This window comes from Pseudomonadota bacterium (genome assembly GCA_016195085.1).
Lineage (GTDB): Bacteria > Pseudomonadota > Alphaproteobacteria > SHVZ01 > SHVZ01 > JACQAG01.
In genome coordinates this window covers 15,195-37,229 of record JACQAG010000061.1, presented here as the reverse complement: position 1 = coordinate 37,229, position 22,035 = coordinate 15,195, and the positions used below count along the sequence as shown (strand labels likewise).

Annotated in this window: 22 protein-coding genes and 1 pseudogene; 10 read left to right on the top strand and 13 right to left on the bottom strand. The window is 66.1% G+C overall.

The window, feature by feature from the left end:
• Nucleotides 1–144: 144 nt before the first annotated feature.
• The 5 genes from HY058_18080 to HY058_18060 form a co-directional block, all read right to left on the bottom strand.
• A complete protein-coding gene (locus HY058_18080) occupies nucleotides 145–2,994 on the bottom strand; it encodes a 2-oxoglutarate dehydrogenase E1 component (protein ID MBI3499207.1) in 2,850 nt (949 codons plus the stop codon).
• Nucleotides 2,995–3,143: 149 nt separating this feature from the next.
• Nucleotides 3,144–4,019 carry a succinate--CoA ligase subunit alpha gene (gene sucD / locus HY058_18075; protein ID MBI3499206.1) on the bottom strand — a complete coding sequence of 292 codons (876 nt, stop codon included), beginning with the start codon at nucleotides 4,017–4,019 and terminating at the stop codon, nucleotides 3,144–3,146.
• Nucleotides 4,019–5,188 carry an ADP-forming succinate--CoA ligase subunit beta gene (gene sucC / locus HY058_18070; GenBank protein ID MBI3499205.1) on the bottom strand — a complete coding sequence of 390 codons (1,170 nt, stop codon included), beginning with the start codon at nucleotides 5,186–5,188 and terminating at the stop codon, nucleotides 4,019–4,021. The genes sucD and sucC overlap by 1 nt, the downstream gene beginning before the upstream one ends.
• Before the next feature lie 121 nt (nucleotides 5,189–5,309).
• Complete coding sequence (gene mdh, locus HY058_18065) at nucleotides 5,310–6,272, bottom strand: malate dehydrogenase (GenBank protein MBI3499204.1); 963 nt, start codon at nucleotides 6,270–6,272, stop codon at nucleotides 5,310–5,312.
• Between the two features lie 117 nt (nucleotides 6,273–6,389).
• Nucleotides 6,390–7,199, bottom strand: a complete 810-nt coding sequence (locus HY058_18060) for a sulfite exporter TauE/SafE family protein (protein ID MBI3499203.1) — start codon at nucleotides 7,197–7,199, stop codon at nucleotides 6,390–6,392.
• Between the two features lie 105 nt (nucleotides 7,200–7,304).
• On the opposite strand from HY058_18060, the gene HY058_18055 reads away from it, so the two are divergent.
• Genes HY058_18055 through HY058_18040 form a run of 4 tightly spaced genes read left to right on the top strand, consistent with a single transcriptional unit; the run spans nucleotide 7,305 to nucleotide 9,308 of the window.
• Entirely contained in the window at nucleotides 7,305–7,631 is a 327-nt protein-coding gene (locus HY058_18055; protein MBI3499202.1) for a YnfA family protein, read from the top strand.
• Between the two features lie 58 nt (nucleotides 7,632–7,689).
• The gene (locus tag HY058_18050; GenBank protein ID MBI3499201.1) at nucleotides 7,690–8,040 is read left to right on the top strand and encodes a helix-turn-helix transcriptional regulator; all 351 of its coding nucleotides are present in this window, start codon (nucleotides 7,690–7,692) and stop codon (nucleotides 8,038–8,040) included.
• Nucleotides 8,037–8,543 (top strand): arsenate reductase ArsC, encoded by a 507-nt coding sequence (locus HY058_18045; protein MBI3499200.1) that lies wholly within the window; start codon nucleotides 8,037–8,039, stop codon nucleotides 8,541–8,543. Before HY058_18050 ends, HY058_18045 begins: the two co-directional genes overlap by 4 nt.
• A 9-nt stretch (nucleotides 8,544–8,552) precedes the next feature.
• Nucleotides 8,553–9,308, top strand: a complete 756-nt coding sequence (locus HY058_18040; protein MBI3499199.1) for an aquaporin family protein — start codon at nucleotides 8,553–8,555, stop codon at nucleotides 9,306–9,308.
• Here the strand turns inward: HY058_18040 and HY058_18035 are convergent.
• From HY058_18035 to HY058_18025, 3 genes are read right to left on the bottom strand one after another with little or no spacing between them, the layout of a single operon-like run.
• The gene (locus HY058_18035) at nucleotides 9,238–10,470 is read right to left on the bottom strand and encodes an MFS transporter (GenBank protein ID MBI3499198.1); all 1,233 of its coding nucleotides are present in this window, start codon (nucleotides 10,468–10,470) and stop codon (nucleotides 9,238–9,240) included. The two genes, HY058_18040 and HY058_18035, sit on opposite strands and share 71 nt — an antisense overlap.
• Before the next feature lie 30 nt (nucleotides 10,471–10,500).
• Nucleotides 10,501–10,839: a winged helix-turn-helix transcriptional regulator gene (locus tag HY058_18030; GenBank protein MBI3499197.1), complete on the bottom strand. Its 339-nt coding sequence runs from the start codon at nucleotides 10,837–10,839 to the stop codon at nucleotides 10,501–10,503.
• Nucleotides 10,836–12,158 carry an NAD(P)-binding domain-containing protein gene (locus tag HY058_18025; protein MBI3499196.1) on the bottom strand — a complete coding sequence of 441 codons (1,323 nt, stop codon included), beginning with the start codon at nucleotides 12,156–12,158 and terminating at the stop codon, nucleotides 10,836–10,838. The genes HY058_18030 and HY058_18025 overlap by 4 nt, the downstream gene beginning before the upstream one ends.
• A 109-nt stretch (nucleotides 12,159–12,267) precedes the next feature.
• On the opposite strand from HY058_18025, the gene HY058_18020 reads away from it, so the two are divergent.
• From HY058_18020 to HY058_18005, 4 genes are all read left to right on the top strand, one after another.
• On the top strand, nucleotides 12,268–12,675 hold the full coding sequence (locus tag HY058_18020) for a GntR family transcriptional regulator (protein ID MBI3499195.1): 408 nt from the start codon (nucleotides 12,268–12,270) through the stop codon (nucleotides 12,673–12,675).
• Nucleotides 12,672–13,574 carry a slipin family protein gene (locus tag HY058_18015; protein ID MBI3499194.1) on the top strand — a complete coding sequence of 301 codons (903 nt, stop codon included), beginning with the start codon at nucleotides 12,672–12,674 and terminating at the stop codon, nucleotides 13,572–13,574. Before HY058_18020 ends, HY058_18015 begins: the two co-directional genes overlap by 4 nt.
• A gap of 25 nt (nucleotides 13,575–13,599) precedes the next feature.
• On the top strand, nucleotides 13,600–13,743 hold the full coding sequence (locus tag HY058_18010; GenBank protein MBI3499193.1) for a hypothetical protein: 144 nt from the start codon (nucleotides 13,600–13,602) through the stop codon (nucleotides 13,741–13,743).
• Between the two features lie 93 nt (nucleotides 13,744–13,836).
• A complete protein-coding gene (locus tag HY058_18005; protein ID MBI3499192.1) occupies nucleotides 13,837–14,355 on the top strand; it encodes a GAF domain-containing protein in 519 nt (172 codons plus the stop codon).
• A gap of 1 nt (nucleotide 14,356) precedes the next feature.
• On the opposite strand, the gene HY058_18000 is transcribed toward HY058_18005, so the two are convergent.
• The 4 genes from HY058_18000 to HY058_17985 all read right to left on the bottom strand — a co-directional run bounded on the left by HY058_18000 (nucleotide 14,357) and on the right by HY058_17985 (nucleotide 18,533).
• Entirely contained in the window at nucleotides 14,357–15,496 is a 1,140-nt protein-coding gene (locus HY058_18000) for a cell division protein ZapE (protein MBI3499191.1), read from the bottom strand.
• 109 nt (nucleotides 15,497–15,605) lie between these two features.
• Nucleotides 15,606–16,352 (bottom strand): SDR family oxidoreductase, encoded by a 747-nt coding sequence (locus tag HY058_17995; GenBank protein ID MBI3499190.1) that lies wholly within the window; start codon nucleotides 16,350–16,352, stop codon nucleotides 15,606–15,608.
• On the bottom strand, nucleotides 16,349–17,728 hold the full coding sequence (locus tag HY058_17990) for a Gfo/Idh/MocA family oxidoreductase (protein ID MBI3499189.1): 1,380 nt from the start codon (nucleotides 17,726–17,728) through the stop codon (nucleotides 16,349–16,351). Before HY058_17990 ends, HY058_17995 begins: the two co-directional genes overlap by 4 nt.
• 4 nt (nucleotides 17,729–17,732) lie before the next feature.
• Nucleotides 17,733–18,533 (bottom strand): phytanoyl-CoA dioxygenase family protein, encoded by an 801-nt coding sequence (locus HY058_17985; GenBank protein ID MBI3499188.1) that lies wholly within the window; start codon nucleotides 18,531–18,533, stop codon nucleotides 17,733–17,735.
• A gap of 108 nt (nucleotides 18,534–18,641) precedes the next feature.
• Here HY058_17985 and HY058_17980 point away from each other — a divergent pair.
• A pseudogene (locus tag HY058_17980) lies at nucleotides 18,642–18,821 on the top strand (transcriptional regulator).
• A gap of 65 nt (nucleotides 18,822–18,886) precedes the next feature.
• On the top strand, nucleotides 18,887–21,757 hold the full coding sequence (locus tag HY058_17975; protein MBI3499187.1) for a class I SAM-dependent DNA methyltransferase: 2,871 nt from the start codon (nucleotides 18,887–18,889) through the stop codon (nucleotides 21,755–21,757).
• On the opposite strand, the gene HY058_17970 is transcribed toward HY058_17975, so the two are convergent.
• On the bottom strand, nucleotides 21,758–22,030 hold the full coding sequence (locus HY058_17970) for a type II toxin-antitoxin system HicB family antitoxin (protein MBI3499186.1): 273 nt from the start codon (nucleotides 22,028–22,030) through the stop codon (nucleotides 21,758–21,760).
• Nucleotides 22,031–22,035: the final 5 nt, after the last annotated feature.

The following is a 22,035-nucleotide window of genomic DNA, read 5'->3' as shown; positions in this document are numbered from 1 at the left end:
CGGCGGGTTCGCGACATTCCGACCCTCACCCGCCTCGCTGACGCTCGGCACCCTCTCCCGCATTGCGGGAGAGGGAGGGACCCGCGCATCGCGCGGGAGGGTGAGGGTCTGCGTGCCACGACCTTTCCAAGTCGGCCTCTGGTCTCAATCCACGGTCAGCGCTTCGCCGACGATTTTCGCTTGCTCGCGATTGTGCCGGCGCAAGAGCCCGGTCGCGGTCGCCGCCGCTTCCGGCCGGCCGACATAGCGCACGCGCTTCGACTTCGAGCCGGCGGTCGCCATCGACTCCTCGATGCGGCGGTCGATGAAGTTCCAGGCGCCGGTATTCTGCGGCTCCTCCTGGCACCAGACGATCTCCGCCTTCGGGAAGCGCTTCAGCTCCTTCGCCATGACGTTGAACGGGAACGGATAGAGCTGTTCGACGCGCATCAGGTATACGTCCTTGATGCCGCGCTTCGCCCGCTCTTCAAAGAGATCGAAGTAGATCTTGCCCGAGCACAGGACCACCCGCTTGATCTTCTCGTCGGGTAGCTGCTGCGCGTCGTCCCAGAGCACCCGGTGGAAGGTGGTGCCGGTCTGCATCTCGGCCAGCTTCGAGACCGCGAGCTTGTGCCGCAAGAGCGACTTCGGCGCCATCACGATGAGCGGCTTGCGGAACGCGCGGCGAAGCTGGCGGCGGAGCGCATGGAAATAGTTGGCGGGGGTGGTGATATTCACCACTTGCATGTTGTCCTCGCCGCAGAGCTGCAGATAGCGCTCGAGCCGGGCCGAGGAGTGCTCGGGCCCGGCGCCCTCATAGCCGTGCGGCAACAGCATGACCAGGCCCGACATGCGCAGCCACTTGATCTCGCCGCAGGCGATGAACTGATCGATGATCATCTGCGCGCCATTGGCGAAGTCGCCGAACTGCGCCTCCCAGAGGACGAGCGCGTTGGGCTCGGCCAGGGTGTAGCCGTATTCGAAGCCGAGCACGCCCGCTTCCGAGAGCGGGCTGTCGATGACCTCGAACTTCGCCTGGTCCGGCTTGAGATCGGCGAGCGGCACGTAGCGGTCCTCGGTCACCTGGTCGACGAGGATGGCGTGGCGCTGGCTGAAGGTGCCGCGGCCGGAATCCTGGCCCGAGAGCCGGACCGGATTGCCTTCGATGAGGAGCGCACCGAAGGCCAAGGCTTCGCCGGTCGCCCAGTCGATCCCTTCGCCGGTCTCGAACATGCGCCGCTTCGCCTCGAGCTGGCGCACCAGCTTCGGGTGGATGTGGAAGCCTTCGGGATAGTGCGCGAGCTTGCTGCCGATCTCCTTCAGGGTCTCGATCTTGACCGCGGTCTCGCCGCGGCGCTCGTCGCCCGAGGCGACCTCGAAGCCCGCCCACTTGCCCTCGAGCCAATCGGCCTTGTTGGGTTTGTAGCTGGTGGCGGCCTCGAATTCGAGCTCGAGGGAGTGGCGGAAGTCGGCGGACATCTTGTCCGCCTCCTCCTGGGTCATGGTGCCTTCATCGACCAGCCGCTTGGCGTAGATCTCGCGCGTGGTCGGGTGACCCGCGATCGCCCGGTACATCAGAGGCTGGGTGAAGGAGGGCTCGTCGCCCTCGTTGTGGCCGAAGCGGCGATAGCAGAACATGTCGATGACCACATCGGAGCCGAATTGCTGGCGATACTCGGTGGCGATGCGGGCGACATGGACGACAGATTCCGGATCATCGCCGTTCACGTGGAGAATCGGCGCATCGACCATCTTCGCCACATCGGAAGGGTAGGGGGAAGAGCGCGAGAAGCGGGGCGAGGTGGTGAAGCCGATCTGGTTGTTGACGATGAAGTGCATGGTGCCGCCGGTTTTGTAGCCGCGCAGCTCGGAGAGCCCGATGGTCTCCGGCACCAGACCCTGGCCGGCGAAGGCGGCATCGCCGTGCATCAGGAGCGGCATCACCGCCTTCCGCTCGCTGTCGCCCAATTGCTGCTGCTTGGCCCTGACCTTGCCCTCGACCACCGGGTTGACCGCCTCCAGATGCGAGGGATTGGCGGTCAAGGAGAGGTGCACGGTGTTGCCGTCGAACTCCCGGTCCGACGAGGTGCCGAGATGGTATTTGACGTCGCCAGAACCCTGCACCTCCTCGGGCGTGGCCGGGTTGCCCTGGAATTCCGAAAACAGCGCCTTGAACGGCTTCTTCATGAAGTTGGTGAGCACGTTCAAGCGGCCGCGATGCGGCATGCCGAGCACCACCTCTCTGAGACCGAGCTGGCTGCCGCGCTTGAGGATCTGCTCGAGCGCCGGGATCAGGCTCTCGGCGCCGTCGAGCCCGAAGCGCTTGGTGCCGACATATTTGATGCCGAGGAACTTCTCGAACATCTCGGCCGCGGTCAGCCGCTCCAGGATCGCCCGCTTGCCCCTGGAGGTGAAATCGGTGTGGTTGCGCTCGCCCTCGATGCGGTCCTGGATCCAGTTGCGGCGAGCGGGGTCGGTGATGTGCATGTATTCCACGCCGACATGGCCGCAATAGGTGGCCCGGCCAGCGGCGAAGATCTCCGCCACGGTGCCGACCTCGATGCCGAGCGGACCGCCGATGAAGATCCGCCGGTCCATGTCTTCCGGCCCGAAGCCGTAGGTCGAGGGTTCCAGCTCGGGGTGCGGGGTCGGCTTCTCCAGCCCCAAGGGGTCGAGATTGGCGAGGAAATGCCCGCGCTCCCGGTGCGCCCGCACGATCAGGCGGCCGCGCACGGTGTCGAGGGCCGCCCGGCGGATCTCGGCCTCGCTGGCGCCGGCGCCGATCACGCCCGCCTCCTGCTGCGCCCTGCCGTTGATGATCCGCTCGGTGCGCGGCCGCCAGCTGGCGCCCTGGAGATCGCCCTCGACCGCGCCCTTCTCGTCGCTCAAGCCCCGGAAGAACTCCTGCCAGCTCGGATCGACCGCACCTGGATTCTCCAGGTAGCGGTAGTAGAGCTCGGCGATGAAGGGCGCGTTGGCGCCGTTAAGGAAGGTCGGTTCGCTTGGAGCGGCCATGATCGTCATCGGCGTGGGGTTCGCCCGCGCCGCCCTGGTGATGCATTGCTAATATATCGCCTCGCCGGCGACTTTCACGCTTACATGCACTGGCCGCATGCCGGCTTCCCGACCGTCCCCCCGCGTCCCGGGCAGGGCCACCGGAGCGGCTAGCCCTTCATCACCTTCAGCATGGACGAGCCGAGGGTCGCCGGGGAGTCGGCAACGGTGATGCCGGCCGAGCGCATCGCCTCGATCTTGTCGCCGGCCCCGCCCTTGCCGCCGGAGATGATGGCGCCGGCATGGCCCATGCGCCGTCCCGGCGGTGCGGTCAGCCCGGCGATGAAGCCAACGACCGGCTTCTTGACCTTGCTCTTCTTGAGGAAGAGGGCGGCATCCTCCTCGGCCGAGCCGCCGATCTCGCCGATCATGACGATGCCCTGGGTCTCCTTGTCGCCGAGAAAGAGATCCAGGCAATCGATGAAATTCGTGCCGTTGACCGGATCGCCGCCGATGCCGATGCAGGTGGTCTGGCCGAGGCCGGCAGCGGTGGTCTGCGCCACCGCCTCGTATGTCAGCGTGCCCGAGCGCGAGACGATGCCGATCTTGCCGCGGCGATGGATGTGGCCGGGCATGATGCCGATCTTGCACTCCTCGGGGGTGATCACCCCCGGGCAATTCGGTCCGACGAGCCGGGTCTTGGAGCCGGCGAGCACGCGCTTGACCGGCAGCATGTCCAGAACCGGGATGCCCTCGGTGATGCAGACGACGAGCCGGATCCCGGCGTCGATCGCCTCCAGGATGGCATCGCCGGCAAAGGGCGGCGGCACGTAGATGACCGAGACGTCGGCCTCGGTCTTGGCAACCGCGTCGGCCACGGTGTCGAACACCGGCAGGCCCAGATGCTTGGTGCCGCCTTTGCCGGGGGTGACACCCCCCACCATCTTGGTGCCGTAGGCGATCGCCTGCTCGGAGTGGAAGGTGCCCTGGGCGCCGGTGAAGCCCTGGCAGATGACCTTGGTGTTCTTGTCGACCAGGACCGCCATCAGGCCGCCTCCTTCACCGCCTTCACCATCTTCTCCGCGGCGTCCGCAAGATTCTCGCCGGAGATGATGGGAAGGCCGGAGTTCGCCAGGATCTTCTTGCCGAGATCGACATTGGTACCTTCGAGCCGCACCACCAGCGGCACGTGCAGGCTGACCTCGCGGGCCGCCGCAACCACGCCCTCGGCGATGACATCGCAGCGCATGATGCCGCCGAAGATGTTGACGAGGATGCCTTCGACGTTCGGGTCGGAGAGGATGAGCTTGAAGGCGGTGGTCACCCGCTCCTTGGTGGCGCCGCCGCCGACATCGAGGAAGTTCGCCGGCTCGCCGCCATAGAGCTTGATGATGTCCATGGTCGCCATGGCGAGACCGGCGCCGTTGACCATGCAGCCGATATTGCCGTTGAGCTTGATGTAGTTGAGCCCGTGCTTGGCGGCTTCGCGCTCGGAGGGGTCTTCCTCGTCCTCGTCGCGGAGCTCGGCCACGTCCTTATGACGGTCAAGCGCGTTGTCGTCGAAGTTCATCTTCGCATCGAGCGCCAGCACCGCGCCGGCGCCGGTCACCACCAAGGGGTTGATCTCGACGATGGAGCAGTCGAGCTTGGTGTAGGCCTGGTACATGCCGAGCATGAACTTGACCGCCGCGCCCACCTGGTTGCCCTGGAGCCCAAGGCCGAAGGCGAGCTTGCGGGCATGGAAGGGCTCGATGCCCGACGCGGGATCGATGGCGACGCGCAGGATCTTCTCCGGCTGCTTGGCGGCGACTTCCTCGATCTCCATGCCGCCTTCGGTGGACGCCATCATCACCAGGCGGGAGACGGCACGGTCGAGCAGCATGCCGAGATAGAGCTCGCGCTTGATGTCGCAGCCCTCCTCGACATAGACCCGCTTTACTTCCTTGCCGGCGGGTCCGGTCTGCTTGGTGACCAAGGTGGCACCCAGGAGCTTGGCGGCGGTGGTGCGCACATCCTCGACCGACTTCACCACCTTGACGCCGCCGGCCTTGCCGCGGCCGCCGGCATGGATCTGCGCCTTCACCACCCAGACCGGCCCGCCCAGCTCGCGGGCGACCTTCTCCGCCTCCTCGGGCGTGTAGGCGACACCGCCCCGGGGCACCGCCACGCCGAACTTCGCCAAGAGCTGCTTTGCCTGGTACTCGTGAATGTTCATGGAGTGCCTTTGCCCCCTCCCTCACCCTCCCCCAGCCTTGCTGGGGGAGGGAAGGGGTGGGGGCTTTGCTGGGGAGAGCAAAGGAGAGAGGACATCGTGCACGCGCGTGCCGAATGATTTCTTAAGACGCCGAGGCGGGCAGCTTCTTGACGACGTCGATCAGCCCTTTCACGGCATTGATCGAGTGATCGAACATCTTGCGCTCCTCGGCGTTGAGCTCGATCTCGACCACGCGTTCGACGCCGCCGGCACCGATCACCACCGGCACGCCCACATAGAGATCCTTGATGCCGTACTGTCCGGTCAGATTGGCCGCACAGGGCAGCACCCGCTTCTTGTCCTTGAGGTAGCTCTCCGCCATCTGGATCGCGGCCGCGGCCGGGGCATAGAAGGCCGAGCCGGTCTTGAGCAAGCCCACGATCTCCGCACCGCCGTCGCGGGTGCGCTGCACGATCTTGTCGATGCGCTCCTGGGTGCTCCAGCCCATCTTGATGAGGTCGGGCACGGGGATGCCGGCGACCGTCGAGTAGCGCACCAGCGGCACCATGGTGTCGCCATGGCCGCCCAAGACGAAGGCGGTCACGTCCTCGACCGAGACCTTGAACTCCTCGGCCAGGAACGCGCGGAAGCGGGCGGAGTCGAGCACGCCGGCCATGCCGACCACCCGGGCATGGGGCAGCCCGCTCTGCTCGCGCATGACCCAGACCATCACGTCCAAGGGATTGGTGATGACGATGACGAAGGCATTCGGGCAGTGCTGCTTGATGCCCTGGGCCACTTGGGTCACGACCTTGGTGTTGACGCCGATGAGATCGTCGCGGCTCATGCCGGGCTTGCGGGCGATGCCGGCCGTCACGATGACCACGTCCGCACCCTTGATGTCGGCATAGCTCTGGGTGCCGGTGATGGCGGCGTCGAAGTCCTCGATCGGTCCGGCCTGGCGGATGTCGAGCGCCTTGCCCTGGGGAATGCCCTCGACCACGTCGAACATGACGACGTCGCCCAGATCCTTGAGCCCGGCCAGGAGCGCCAGTGTGCCGCCGATGTTGCCGGCGCCGACAAGCGCAATTTTCTTGCGTGCCATGATGCTCACCTTGACTGGAGTTGGCCTGGGAAGCGCCCCCGGAGACGTTCGCGTTCGTACCCCGATTTGCCGGGAAGGGCAAGGGTTTGGGCCGGTGCGGAGGCCCTCTTGCGGCGGTTAGCGATTGGCGAACATGGTCTTGAGGGCAGCCGCGATCAGCACCATTCCCAGCAGAAGCTTGAGAAACCCGATCGGCGCATAGGCGACGGCCAAGCCGCCGATGAGGGCGCCCAGGATCGAGCCGGCACTCATGGCCAGGGTCATGCGCTGGGCACCCCGGGAGCGGGGAATGGCGTCCAAGCGCCAATAGCGCCACAAGCCCATGGCCACCACCCCAAGGGAGATGAGGATGCTGGCCGAGCCCGCGGTCTTGATGTCGGCGCCGAAGAGGAAGATCAGCGTCGGGATCAGCAATTCGCCGCCGGCGACACCCAGCATGCTGCTGACGAGGCCGATGGCAAGGCCGATGCCGGCACCCGCCCCAAGGCGGACGGCCGGGCTTTCCGGCAGCAGGTCCAGGCGCTGGAAGGGCGAGGCCGCTTCCGTCATCAAGAGGGCACCAAGGACCGCCAGCAGGATCGCGATCACGAGCACCAGGCGCTTGGAGCTGATGGATCTGACCAGGCCCGCGCCATAGAAGGCGCTGGCCGCGCCGCCGAGCGCCAGCCCCACCACCTCCGGCAGATAGGGGACGATCTGGACGACCGCGATGCTTTGGCTCCTGACGATCATGGCGAAGGCGAGCGTGATCAGGCTCACCAGGAGGTTGAGGGGAATGGCGGCCTTGGCCTCGAAGCCGATCGCCTGCATCAGCACCGGCAGGCGAAACTCGCCGCCGCCGAGCCCGATGAGCCCGCCCAAGCCGCCGATGGGAATGCACCAAAGAACGGCCTTGCGGAAATACGGGCAGGACAGCGTGCGCGGCATCGGTGACCCCAAGCGATATGTCATATTGGATATATCGCGTGATCCGTGGGCCGGCAATCGCCATGGCGCCGCGGCCGGCGATTGTCGCGTAGGATGCGAACAGCCATGACCACACTCGGCCTCTATCTCTTCGCAGCGCTGGCCGAGATCAGCGGCTGCTTTGCCTTCTGGGCCTGGCTCCGCCTCGACCGCTCGCCCTTCTGGGCCGCCGCCGGCGTCGTGGTATTGGTGCTGTTCGCGTTCACCTTGACCCGGAGCGAGGTGGCGTTCGCCGGCCGCGCCTTTGCTGCCTATGGCGGCATCTATATCGGCGCCTCGCTGGTCTGGCTGTGGCTCGTCGAAGACACGGTGCCGGACCGGTGGGACCTGGCCGGCGTGAGCCTGTCCATCATCGGGGCGGCCGTCATCGTGCTCGGGCATCGCACCGGCTGACCGCTGAAAGGGCGGCAATTGTCATTGTCCTGCAATATATTTTGATTATTATCGAAAGATGGAAATAGAAAACGCGGTCGCCGCCTTGGCATCCCTCGCCCAGGAGACGCGTCTCGGCGTCTTCCGGCTTCTGGTGAAGCAAGGGCCGGCCGGTTTGGCCGCGGGCGCGATCGCCGAGCGGCTCGGCACCCCGCCGGCGACCTTGTCGTTTCATCTGACCCAGCTTCGCCATGCCGGGCTGGTCAGCTTTCGGCGCGAATCCCGCAGGCTCATCTATGTCGCCGATTTTGACGGCATGCGGGCGCTGCTCGGCTTCCTCACCCGGGACTGCTGCCAAGGGCGTCCCGAGATCTGCGGCTCGCTGGTCGCCTCGCTGGCTTGCCCTCCTCCCGATCGCCCGTGCCCATGAGCAGCAAGATCTACAACGCGCTGTTTCTCTGCACCGGCAATTCCGCGCGCAGCATCATGGCCGAGGTTCTGCTGAACCATTGGGGCAAGGGGCGGTTTCAGGGCTACAGCGCCGGCAGCCATCCACGCGGCGCGGTGCATCCCATGGCCTTGGCGCAGATCCGGCGGATGGGGCTTTCCGGCGACGGATTGCGCAGCAAGCCCTGGGATGAGTTCGCCGCACCAGATGCGCCGGTAATGGATTTCGTCTTCACCGTCTGCGATCAGGCCGCAGGCGAGGTTTGCCCAATCTGGCCGGGTCAGCCGATGACCGCCCATTGGGGCATGCCGGATCCGGCCGCGGTCGCCGGAAGCGACGAGCAGAAGCGGAAGGCATTCCATCGGGCCTGGCTCGAGCTCGACGCGCGCATCAAGATCTTCACCAGCCTCCGCGTCGACTCCCTCGATCGCCTCAAGCTCAAGCGCGAGCTGGACGCCATCGGCAAGAACCGCATAGAGGCTTGAGCGGCATCCATGAGCGAGCTCAGCCTGAGAATCCGTGTCCTTGCCGAGGGCGTCGGCACGGCCTTTTTGCTCGCGGCCATCGTCGGCTCCGGGATCATGGGCGAGCGCCTGGCGGCGGGAAATGCGGCGGTGGCGCTGCTCGCCAACACGGCGGCGACGGCGGCGGCGCTGTTTGCGCTCATCGTCTGCCTCGGGCCGGTGTCGGGTGCGCATTTCAACCCCGCCGTCACCTGCTTCATGGCGGTGCGCCGCGAGCTCCCCTGGAGCGAGGTGCCGGCCTATGTGCTGGCGCAGATCGTGGGCGCGCTGATCGGTGTGGCCGCAGCCCATCTCATGTTCGAGCTGCCCGTCTTCGTCCCCTCGACCCATGATCGCGGCGGGCTTGCGATGATGGGGAGCGAGATCGTGGCCACGGTCGGGCTCCTGGCGGCCATCTGTCTTTCCGCGCGATACCGGCCGCCTTCGGTTCCCGCCGTCGTCGCCTGCACCATCGCGGCAGCTTATTGGTTCACCGCCTCCACCTCTTTCGCAAACCCGGCGGTGACCATTGGCCGCTCCCTCACCGACACCTTCTCCGGCATCCGTCCGGCCGACGCTCCGGGCTTCATCGCCGCGCAAATCCTGGCGACGCTCATCGTGATCTTCTTGTCGAAGCGGCTTTCCGCCGATGCCGCGGCGAGCGAACCGCGGGGATCTATGCCGCAGGCCTCGCGTTCGCCGACGAGCGATGGCGCCACCATAGGCTCACGACCAGCGCAACCTTGAAGACCGCCAGAGCGGTCAGGGCCGCCAGCAGCACGTCCGCGCCTTCCTGCTGCAGCAGGAAGGCGCCGATAGTCGGCGAGATCGACTGGGCAATCAGGCTTGGCATTGCCAGCCGACCCATGAGGCCCGCATATCCTTCCGCGCCGAAGAGCGCCAGCGGCACGGTACCGCGCGCGATTGACTCGATGCCGATGCCGGCGCCGTAGATCACCAACCCCAAGGCCAGGAGGGGCAGGCCGAGGGCCAGAATCGCCAGGCCAGTGGACATGAAGAGGGCGGATGCGATCATGGTCCAGATCGGGTGATGGTAGCGGCCGATCAGCATCTCGATGAGCCGCGCGCCAACCTGCGCGGGCCCCACGATCGCGCCCAGCGCCACCGCGGCAGAGAACGCGATGCCGCTTCCTTCGAGGATCGTGAGCAGATGCACGCTGATGACCGAGGAGATCGTGTAGCTGAGCGTGAGCGATAGGGCGAGCAGCACGAACAGCACGGCTGCATCGGCGCCACTCGCCCTCGCACCGGGCGGTGTGTCGCCGGCAATGGCTGATGCCTTTGCCACGGGCCGGTTCGGGCGTTCCGCTTCGCGCGGCAGCAGGAAGAGGTAGGACGGCATCACCAAGAAGAAAAGCAGCGCCGCGTAGACGAGGCAGGCGCCGCGCCAGCCAAAGTGATTGGCGAGGAACGCGCTCAGAGGCCAGCACACCGTGCTGGCGAAGCCGCCCCACAGGGTCAAGGCGGCGATCGCACTCCGTGCGGTCTCGCCATAGATCCGGCCGAGGGTCGCAAAAGCGGCATCGTAGAGGCCGGCGCCCATGCCCAGACCCACGACAAGCCAAGCGCCGACGTAGAAAGCGATATGCGTCGAAAGCGACAGGCCGACAAGACCGATCGCGAGCAGAAGGGCGCTGAACGCGAGTACCGGCCGGCCGCCCCATCGCTCGATGGTGCGGCCGACGCGGGGCGAGATCAGTCCGGAGGTCAACAGGCCGAGGGAGAGACCTCCGACGATCCAGCCAGGTGGCCAGCCCATCGTCTCTCCGATCGGCTTCGCCAAGACCGCCACGAGATAGTAGGAGGAGCCCCAGGCCAGGATCTGGCCGGCGCCGAGAACGGAGACGACACGGATTCGGTGCGGCTCCTTCGGCTGAGGCCCGTGGATCGAAGCGGCGCCGGAAACCACCCGCCCGGCTCAGGCTGCCCGAGCGGTCGTGCCGTCCGTGGGCGTGTCGTCGGCGAAGGGCGCGAGATAGCGCTGGAGCTCGGCGAAGGCCGCGCGCGACAGGCTGTAATACATCCAGCGGCCGGACTTCTTGGCCGCAACCAGGCCGGCCTGCTGCAGGCATTTCATGTGATGGCTCACCGTCGGCTGCGACAGTTGGGCGATCTTCTCGATGTCGCAGGCGCAGACATGGCCGGGAACGGCGCAGCAGCTACGATCGGCGGTCATCAGATAGTCGAGGATCTTGAGCCGGATCGGATCCGACAGCGCCTTGAAGGCGAGATCGGCGGCGGCGTGCGGGCCGGTCATTGCGCCGGCTCCAGCACCTTCGACGGCGTGGCCTCGACCGCGGCGCCGGCATCGCAGCAGCTGGGCGCGCAGCAGCCCGCCGCCTCCGCCTTCGGCGCCGGGCCGGAGCAGACGCCGGTCGCCGGCAAGGTGAGCTCCACGCGCCGGGCGGCTTCGTGGTCGCCCATGATATGCGCCACCACCGAGCGCACCTGCTCATAGCCCGTGCGCATGAGGAAGGTCGGCGCCCGGCCATAGCTCTTCATGCCGACGACGAAGAAGCCCGGCTCCGGATGGCCGAGCACGTCGGCGCCGTGCGGCGGCACGGTGCCGCAGCTATGGACATTGGGATCGATGAGCGGCGCCAACGCCGACGGGCATTCCAGGGCCGGATCGAGCGCCAGGCGCAGCTCGGAGAGGAAGGACAAGGCCGGGCGAAAGCCGGTCGCGACCACCACGCGATCGGCGTCGATGCGCCGGCCGTCGGCGCTTGTCAGCGCCAGACCATCGCCCGCCGCGTCGACCTTCTCGACCCGGAACGACGGCACCAGCTCGACCTGACCTGCCTCGACCAGAAGACGGATCTGGCTGCCCAGCGCGCCCCGCTCTGGGAGCGCGTCGGCGTCGCCGCCGCCATAGGCGCGCGTCGGATTGGCGCTGCGGATGAGCCAGCGAATGCGTCCGCTGCCCTCCTCCTTGGCGAGCGTTGCCAGATCGACCAGCGTGCCGATAGCCGAATGTCCGGCGCCGGCAACGGCAACGGATTTGCCGGCATAGCGCCGGCGATCGGCGCCGAGCACATCGGGAATGCCGTAGCTGAGCCGCTGCTTCAGCCGATCCTCGCCGATCGCGGGCAAACCGTCGCCGCCGAGCGGGCTGGGCTCGGTCCAGGTGCCGCTGGCATCGATGACGGCGTCCGCCTCGATCTCTTCCTCGGCCCCATCTTGCCGCCGCACGCGCAACGTGAACGGGCGTTCGCCGCGGCCCTGCGTCTTCAGCTTATCGACGCCCCGGCGGGCGACGGCGGTGACCTCATGGCCGAAGCGGAGATGGGTTGCCAGCGCCGGCAGCTTCGACAGCGGCTCGAGATAGTGCCGCACCAGCTCGCCGCCGGTCGGAAAATCCTCGGCATGCGGCTCCCGCCAACCCGAGGCGAGGAGCAGGCGACGCGCCACCGGATCGATGTTGTAGGACCAGGGCGAGAAGATGCGGACATGACTCCAATCCCTGACCGAGGCGCCACTCGCTCGCCCGCGCTCCAGCACGATCGGCCGGCCGCCCGTGGCGAGCACATGCGCGGCCGCAGCCAGACCGATGGGACCGGCGCCGATGATGGCGATGCGCGAAGCGGGCGTAGTCACTGGGAAACTCCTCGGTGTTATGCATCCAACAATACATCGATGGATTTCGATTTGTCAATGCATAAGTTTGAGCTCACTGTATGCATGTATGCATACAGACCAGCAAATTCTCGACACCTTCCGGCTGGAGAGCAGCGGCGTGCCGATCTATGTGCAGATCCGCGAGCAGATGCTGCGGGCGATCGGCGCCGGCCGCATGCAGCCGGGCCAGCAGATGCCGACCATGCGCCAGGTCGCCGTCGCACTCCGGGTCGATCTCAACACGGTGCGCCACGCCTATGACGAGCTCGAGCGGGCGGGTGCCATCACCATCTTGCGGGCGCGGGGAAGCTTCGTCGCCGAGCGACCGCCGCCGCTCGATCCGATCCGGGAAGCCGCAAGGCTGAACGACCTTGCCCATCAAGCGATCGCCGGCGCCGCCGCCCTGGGCGTCGATCCGGCCAGGCTCGGGCGGCGCATCATCGACATCGCAGCGAAAAAGGCAGGTGGACAATGAGAGGATTGATCCCACGGGGGACGAACCCGCTGGCCCGCGTGCTCGCCTCCCTCTTGCTGCTGGCGGCCCCGGCCGCGGGCGGTCTCGGCTACTATCTGGGCGCTTCGTCGGCCTATGTCCTGGCCGGGCTTCTGCTGGTGCTGGCCTGGCTCGTCCCGCTCTCGCTGATGATCGCCAACCAATGGGAGAAGGCGATCGTCTTGCGCTTGGGCAAGCTCTACGCGATCCGCGGACCCGGGCTCTTCCTCATCGTGCCCTTCGTCGATGCGGTGGCGATCAGGATCGACCAGCGCATCCAAACCATCGAGTTCAACGCCGAGCAGACGCTGACCAAGGACACGGTGCCGGTCAATGTCGATGCCATCGTCTTCTGGCAGGTGCACGACGCCGAACGCGCCGCCCTCGAGATCGCGGACTATGCCGGCGCCATCATCAGGGTCTCGCAGACGTCGCTGCGCGAGATGATCGGCGCCTCGCCGCTTTCGGCGCTGTTGTCCGAGCGCAAGCAGGCGGATGAGCAGCTGAAGGAGGTGATCGGCCACAAGATCGCCGAATGGGGTGTCGCGGTGATCTCGGTCGAGATCCGCGACGTGCGCATCCCGGCCGGGCTGCAGGACGCCATGAGCCGCCAGGCGCAAGCCGAGCGGGAAAAGGAGGCCCGCGTCATCCTCGGTTCCTCGGAGGTGCTGGTGGCGCAGAAATTCGTCGATGCGGCGGTGCTCTACGGCAGCAATCCGATCGCGCTCCAGCTCCGCGCCATGAACATCATCTACGAAACCACCAAGGAGCGCGGCGCCACCATCCTCATCCCCTCATCCATGGTCGACAGCATGAACCCCGGCTCGGTCCTGGGCTTGGTCGCCGCCACCGCACCGAAGGCTGCGACCGTGGCAGGGTGAGAGAAGCCTCACAGGAACCGCTGCGATGGACACGGTCTATCTCGTCGGCTTCCTAGTCCTCATTGCCCTTCTGTTGATCCGGCTCGGGGGCAGCAAGTTCCGACGCCGCCTCGACGACAACGATCCGTCCTACGACCGGCGTAGAAGTCCCTGGACCGATGTGCATTGATGCAAGCCTGAGACCGATGCCACCCACGCTGGTTTCGCGCGACTAATCCTGGGCTAGAATGACCCAGCCACTGCATCGATCGAGGGACACGGGATGTTCGCGCTGAAAGCATCCGAGGCCGGCAACAAGACGTCGCTCTATGGCGATCTCGCCCGCCAGCTTGCCGCGGTGATGGAAGGCGAGGGCGATGCCATCGCCAATGCGGCGAACATGGCGGCACTCGTCTATCATGGGCTGCCGGAGCTCAACTGGGCCGGGTTCTATTTCATGAAGGCAGGCACGCTGGTGCTCGGGCCCTTCCAGGGCAAGCCTGCCTGCATCCGCATCGCCCTCGGCAAGGGCGTGTGCGGCACGGCAGCGGAGCGCCGGCGTTCGGTCATGGTCGAGGACGTGCATGCCTTCCCCGGCCACATCGCTTGCGATTCCGCTTCCAATGCCGAGCTGGTCGTGCCGCTGATCGAGGCGGGCGAGCTCATCGGCGTGCTCGACCTCGACAGTCCGCGGACGGCGCGCTTCGATGCCGTGGATCAGGCCGGTTGCGAGCGTTTGGTCGAAGTGTTTCTGCAGCATCACCGGCGCCATCCCGGCGCGTTGGCGCAGCTCACCCGTTAGCTCAGGCCAGGTGCGGCAGCTCGAGGTAATCCGCCGATTGCATTTCGTTGAGGCGCGAGACGGTGCGGCGGAACTCGAAGGTGCCATCGCCTAAGGGATAGAGCGCGTCGGGCGGCACGGCGGCCGACGCGATCAGCTTGGCGCGGCGCTCATAGAGCGTGTCGATGAGGGTGACGAAGCGTTTTGCTTCGTCGCGCTTCTCCGGCGACAGCAGCGGGATGTCGGCGAGCACGACGGTGTGATAGTGCCTTGCGATGGCGAGGTAGTCGCCGGGGCCGAGGGCTGCGCCGCAGAGATCCTGGAAGCCGAAGCGGGCGACGCCGCGCGCCGCCAGCGGCACCGCCAGCGCCCGGCCCATGACGGTAAGCGTCTCCGGGCCGGGGCGCTGGCCGTCGGCCATCGTCTGGAAGGCACGATCCAAGGCTTGGGCGGAGTCGGCCCCCAAGGGCGTGTGGAAGACGCGCTGGCCGGCGATGCGCTGGAGGCGGTAGTCGCGCCCGTCATCGAGGCCGAAGACTTCCAGTCGTTGCTTCAATAGGCCGATGAAAGGTAGGAACAGCTCGCGCTGCAGGCCATCCTTGTAGAGATCGTCCGGCTGCAGATTGGAGGTGGCGACCACCACCACGCCCACTTCGAAGAGAGCATAGAAGAGCCGGCCGAGGATCATCGCATCGGCGATGTCCTGCACCTGGAACTCATCGAAGCAGAGCAGCGAGGCCTCGTCGGCGATGGTGCGGGCCAAGGGCCGGATCGGCTCGGAGGTCTTGCTCACCTTGTTGGTCTGGCGCCAGGCGTGGATGCGCTGATGCGCCTCCTGCATGAATTCGTGGAAATGCACCCGCCGCTTCTTGGCCACGGTGGCGCCGGCGAAGAACAGATCCATGAGCATGGATTTGCCGCGGCCGACGCCGCCATGGAGATAGACGCCGGACGGCACGCTCGCCGGACGCTTGCCGAGATGGAGGCTTTGACGCCAGCCCGATTGGGCGGCGGCGGGCGTGTAGCCGATGAGGTTCTGGTGCAGCCGGTCGAGGCGACGGGCGGCCTCTTCCTGCGCCGTGTCGGCGTGGAGCCCACCCGCCCTTACCTGCGCCTGCCAGACGGCGAACGGTCCGGCGGCGTGGTCATTGGTTGCTTGCATCGGGCTCGCCTATAGCGGAAAGCCGGGCATTGGTGAAGGGCCGCTCGTGTCCCACCCCCGAAAATCGTCAGCGAATTTCAGGGATAGGCGGGCCACCAATCGATTGAATCTAGCGCCCGCCGGACACGTCGATGAGCGCGCCGGTCAGGTAGGAGGAGGCCGGCGACAGCAGCCAGACGATGGTTTCCGCCACCTCCTCGGGCGTTCCGGCGCGGCGCATCGGCACCAGGGGCGCCAGCCGCTGGAGCCGGTTCGGGTCGCCGGCGCTGGCATGGATTTCGGTCTCGATCAGCCCGGGGCGGACCGCGTTCACGCGGATGCCCTCGGCGGCCACCTCCTTGGCCAGCCCGATTGTGAAGGTATCGATGGCGCCTTTCGAGGCGGCGTAGTGCACCCATTCACCCGGGCCGCCGAGCCGGGCGGCGGCCGAGGACACATTCACGATTGCTCCGCCCTTGCCGCCCTTTGCCGTCGACAGCCGACGCACCGCTTCGCCGGCGGCGAGAAAGGGGGCGACCACGTTGATCGCCATGAGCTCTGCCAGCATGGCTCCGTCGACTCCATCCACGCGGCTCATGGGGCCGGTGACCCCGGCATTGTTGACGAGCCCGCCCAGCGGACCGAGCCCGCGTTCGGCCGTCTCGAAGAGGGAGACGATGTCGGCCTCCCGCGCCATGTCGGCCTTGACCGCGAGCGCCCGGCCGCCCTCCTCCTTGATGCGGAGCACCAAGGTCTCGGCGGCGTTGGCGCTCGCATTGTAGTTGACGGCGACCGCCCAGCCCTGCTTGGCGGCGATCAGCGCGGTGGCGGCGCCGATGCCGCGGCTGCCGCCGGTGACGACCAGGGTTCCGGTCATTCCGCGGCGCGTGCCGTGGTCGAGGAGAGGCGGGCCTCCTCCTCCATGGCGCGGCGAAAGGCGATGGCGGCGGCGAGCGGTGCCTTCGCTTCGCCGACGGCGACATCGGCCCAGGCGAGGGTGCTGCCGGCGGCGACCGGCCGGGTCAGCTTGAGGCCATGGGCGAGCCCGATCGGCAGCGCGCCCAAGGCGAGCGAGCGGGACGCCGGCATGAGCTTGCCCCAGACCGTGTAGCCGCCCTCGCCGTCAAGCGTGTCGCCGGCCTTGAGGTCGCGCTTGGCAGTGGCCACCGCATCGGCGCGGAACCCCGTGGGCTGGCCGGTGGGTTCGCCGCGCAAGCCGGCCGAGGCGACGCTGATGGCGAGCTCGAGACCAATGAGATGGAAGGGCTTGTAGAGCGCGGTGTAGCGCCCGGAGCTGTCGGTCACCAGCCCGTACTGCTTGAAGCAGTCCTGCACATAAGCGCTGGCACCCTCGAAGACGACATAGACGCCCCAGCGGAGATCGCGCTCAACCGGCCTGCCGTCGCGCTCGAGCGAGGAGATGACCTCGACCTGGCCGTCATGCTCGAGGCTGCCTCCGGCCGCGCGCGGGCGCAGCACTTGCGCCAGCGCATCGACGCCGCAGGGCGGGAAGCCCAAGCCTTCCTCGGGTGCGGCCAAGCCGGTTGAATTTGCTACTGCCGCCATCTCGATCGCCGACTTGGTGCCGTCGAGGAAGGAGTTGAACATCTGCGCGTTGAAGTCGCCGGCGGCCACCTGCTCGGGGGTGAATCCATAGTGGCCCCACACCGTGTCGGGCGTGGAGGCGTGATAGGCGGGGAGATACTTGGTGCCCTTGCCGGCGGCCACCACGCGGAAGCCCGACGCTCTGGCCCAGTCCACCATCTCGGCGATGAGGGCGGGCTGGTCGCCATAGGCGAGGCTGTAGACGATTCCGGCGCGCCTGGCTGCCTCGGCCAGCTTCGGCCCGGCCAGCGCATCGGCTTCGACATTGACCATGACGATATGCTTGCCGGCGCCGGCGCAGGCCAGCGCATGGCGAATGCCGGCGGGCGGGCTGCCGGTCGCATCGATCACGATCTCGATGGGCTCGGCCTTGATGAGCGCATCGGCGTCCTCGCAGAGATGCGTGGTGCCGTGGGCGAGCGCATCGGCAAAGCTCTTGGCCTGGGTGCGCTCCTTCGGCCAGCCCACCCGCGCCAGCGCCGCCGCGGCCCGGCTGCTGCTCAAATCGGCGATGCCGACGAGGTGCAGGCCGGGCGTGGTCAGCACCTGGGCCAGGAACATCGAGCCGAACTTGCCGGCGCCGATGAGGCCGACGCGCAGCTTCCGCTTCGCCGCGTCGCGCTCCATGAGCATGCGATGGAGGTTCATGGCCTTACTCCGCCGCGGCGGGCTTGGCCGCAAATTGCGTCAAGCAATCGTCTCCCAAGGCCAGGATCGGCCGGAAGTCGCGATGGGCGATGTGCTCCGGCCGCTTGAAGCGGCGGATCGCGTTGTCGGTGCGGTTGGCGGAGATGTAGACGATCAGCCGATCCCAGGGGCTCATATTGCTGGTCGAGCCATGCACCAGATTGCAATGGAAGAAGAGGCCGGACCCGGCGGGGCCCTTGGGGGCGACGATGCCGCCCTCGGCGACGAGACGGCGAATGGTCGCCTGCTCGATGGTCCATAAGGGATAGCTGGTGGTGGTGACGTCGTGGCCCGCCGGCAGCTTGCCGACCCGGTGGCTCTTCGGGATGAACATGAGCGGGCCGTTGAACTCGTTCACCTCGTCCAGGAAGAGTGCGAGGTTCATCGCCCGCGGCGCCGGCATGTCGTCGTCGGCGGCCCAGGTGCCGTAATCCTGGTGCCACTGCCAGACGTCGCCGTCGAAGGCGGCCTTGCCGTTGATCTTGAACTGATGGATGTAGATCGGACCGGCCAGCATCTGCATGGCTGGACCGACGAGGCGCGGATGGCGGGCGAGCGCGCCGTAGACCGGGTTGTAGGTGTGGGCGGCGAAGCTGGTGCGCACCACGTCGCCGGTCCGCTCCCGCACATTCTCCTGCCGGCGCTCGGCAAACAGCGCCGGCACCTCGGCTTTGAGGATCGCCACCTCCTCCGGCCGGAACAGGTTCGCCAGGAAGACGTAGCCTTCCTCGTCGAATTGCTTCAATTGGGCATCGCTGAGCTGCATGGGGTGCCGCTCCCGGATTTGCGCTGTTCGTCTATAGCTTAGCGCCGCACGGAGGGGGCGGGGAAGCGGCGGATGAATGCTGGTAGAATGTCGTCGGAGACCAGGACGATGGCTGACCTGAGACCGATTCGCGCGAAGTCGCAGTATGAAAGGGCGCTGGCTGAGGCCGGGCGCCTTTGGGGAAGCAAGAGCGGAACGCCAGACGGCGATCGCTTGAACGCCTTGGCGACGCTCATCGACGCCTATGAGGCGGAGCACTATCCGATGGATCCGCCCGAGCCTGTCGAGTAGCCCGTCAGGCTGGCGGCTAACGCGGCTGCCATCTATGCTTGTATCGCGGCATGGGGGGTTGGTTGGATCTCGAAGAATTCATCGAGAAGTGGCGGCTATCTGAACTCAAGGAGACGGCCGCCTACCAGTCGCACTTCATTGATCTGTGCGCCGTTCTTGGCGAGAAGGCCCCGACCGAGGTCGATGCCGACGGGGTCGACTACTGCTTCCAGAAGCATGTGACCAAGACCGTCGGCAGCGCCGGCTTCGTCGACGTCTGGAAGCGCGGGCATTTCGCCGTCGAATACAAGGGGCCCGGCGCCGATCTCACCAAGGCCTATGCGCAGCTCGCGGAGTATGCGCCGGATCTCGACAATCCGCCGCTGCTCATCGTCTGCGATACCAAACGATTCGCCATCTACACCAGCTTCACCAACACGCCGCGGGTCGTCCAGCGCTTCCGCTTGGCCGAAATGCGCGCGCCGGAGAATCTCCGCTGGCTTCGGCTCGCCTTCAAGGATCCGAACTCGCTCAAGCCGGACCTGACACGGGAAACGCTGACCGAGGCCGCCGCCACGCGCTTTGCCGAGCTCGCCGAGCAGCTTCGCGAGCGCGGTTACGATGCGGAGCGCGTAGCGCATTTCGTCCATCGGCTGCTGTTCTGCATGTTCGCCGAGGACATCGGCTTGCTGCCGGGCAAGCTCGTGTCCCGGCTCCTGGAGAGCTGCCGCTACGAGGCCGAGCAGTTCGAGGGCCGGGCGCGCGAGCTGTTCAAGGCCATGGGCACCCAGGGCGGCGGCTGGTTCGGCACCGACCGCATCAAATGGTTCAACGGCAAGCTATTCGACGACGATGAGGCGCTGCCGCTGCGGCTCGCGGACATCAAGCTCGTCCTCGACGCTTCGGATCTCGACTGGAGCCATATCGAGCCGTCGATCTTCGGCACCTTGTTCGAGCGTGGCCTCAATCCCAATAAGCGCAAGGAGCTGGGCAAGTTCTATACCGATCCCGGCACGATCATGAAGATCGTCGAGCCGGTGATTTTGCGTCCGCTCCACGCAGAGTGGGAGGTCGTCAAGGCGGAGATCGAGGATCTTCAGCGCAAGACGAAAGCGGCGAAAAGCTCCGGAGCTGCGACAAAGCTCGTGAGCCAAGCCCGAGACGTGTTCGCGAAGTTCCGTGACCGCTTGGCCCGTGTGCGCGTGCTCGACCCCGCCTGCGGCTCCGGCAATTTCCTCTATTTGGCTCTCCGCGGCCTCAAGGAGCTGGAGCACAAGGTCATCAACGAGGCGCGTGCGCTCGCCATGCCGCATCAGGAACCGAGAATCGGCCCCGAGGCTCTGTTTGGAATCGAGATCAATCCATTCGCAGCAGAGCTCGCACGAGTTGCCGTGTGGATCGGCGAGATCCAGTGGATGCTCGACCACTTCTATGGCCTCAACCGCACGCCGATCCTCCGGCCGCTCGATCAGATCGCGTGCCGAGACGCGCTCGTCAGCGGGGACGGCAGCGAAGCCGAATGGCCGGAAGCGGAGTTCATCGTCGGCAACCCGCCCTTCGTCGGCAACAAGCGGATGATCGCGGCGATGGGAGAGGCTGCGGCTACACGGGTGCGAGAAGCCTTCGACGGGCGCGTACCGGCCGGTGTGGATCTCGTCTGCTATTGGTTCGAGAAGGCGCGAAGCGCGATTGAGTCGGGCGTAACTAAGCGCGCTGGTCTTGTCGCAACTCAAGCAATCCGTCAGGGAGCCAACCGCAAGGTACTTGAGCGTGTTCGCGACACGGGCTTCATCTTCGAGGCGTGGTCAGATGAGCCTTGGGTGCTGGACGGGGCTGCTGTTCGTGTCTCAATGATTTGCGTTGCGCCAAAGCAATGCGGGGATCAAGCGCACGTCGACGGTAAGCTCGTGGACGAAATCTATGCTGATTTGTCGAGTTCTGCCGGCGGCAATGCAATAGATCTTACGATGACGGTACCCATCGATGGAAATGACAAGTTTATTTTCATGGGAACGACGAAAGGCGGGGCATTTGATGTGCCCGGAGATATAGCGCGCCGTTGGCTTCTTCTCCCAAAAAACCCAAATGCCCGGCCGAACAGTGATGTGGTGAGACCGTGGGTGAACGGAATGGATTTAGTTCGTCGGCCATCAGACAAATGGATTGTCGACTTTGGCACTGACATGGCCGAATCGACAGCGGCACTCTACGAAGCGCCCTTTGAACATGTACGGCGTGAGGTTCAGCCAGAGCGCGCGCAAAACCGTCGAGAAGCATATCGACAGGTGTGGTGGCGATTCGTCGAAGCTCGGACTGGTATGCGACAATCGCTAAGATCACTCACTCGCTTCATCCTCACGCCCCGCGTATCCAAACACCGGATATTTGTTTGGCAAGATAGATCGGTTATGCCCGACAGTCGTCTTTACGCAATTGCAAAAGATGACGATACGACATTTGGTGTTCTGCACTCCCAATTGCATGAGATTTGGAGCCTCGCGACATGCTCATGGCACGGCAAAGGGAATGACCCGACGTACAACGCTCAATCGTGTTTTGGTACATTTCCTTTCCCAGAAGGATTGACCCCGAACGTCCCCGCAGTCGCATACGCTGACGACCCACGCGCGAAGCGCATCGCCGAAGCGGCACGCGCCCTCGTGGAAAAACCTGACCTCTGGCTGAATCCGCCCGAGCTGGTGCGGCGCGAGCCCGAAGTGGTGCCGGGATTTCCCGATCGGATTCTGCCGGTCGATACGAAGGCGGCGGCCGAGCTCAAAAAACGGACCCTGACCAATCTCTACAACCAGCGCCCGACATGGCTTGCGAACCTGCACCGCGCGCTGGACGAAGCGGTGGCGTCCGCCTATGGCTGGCCGGCCGATCTCTCCGAGGACGAGATCCTGGCGCGTCTCTTCGCCCTCAACCAGGCGCGCGCCGGCAAGGCAACCTGACTACGCCTTGAACGCCTCGCGCGCCGCTTCGACCAGAAAAGGAACTGCATCGCGGTTGAACCGGTCAGCCATGATCCGGTCGAGCGTGCTCGCCTCGGGCAAGGCCTCTCCATCGGCGAGCATGCCTTCAACATGAAAGGCGAGCGCCTCGGCAGCCATCGTTCGCGCCTGCTCGAGCGTCGACCCTGCGGTGATGCATCCAGGAAAGTCCGGGAAGTCCACGCCGTAGTCGGTATCAGGATCTTTCCGCAAGAGGGCGATGTAGGCGGTCATCGGCA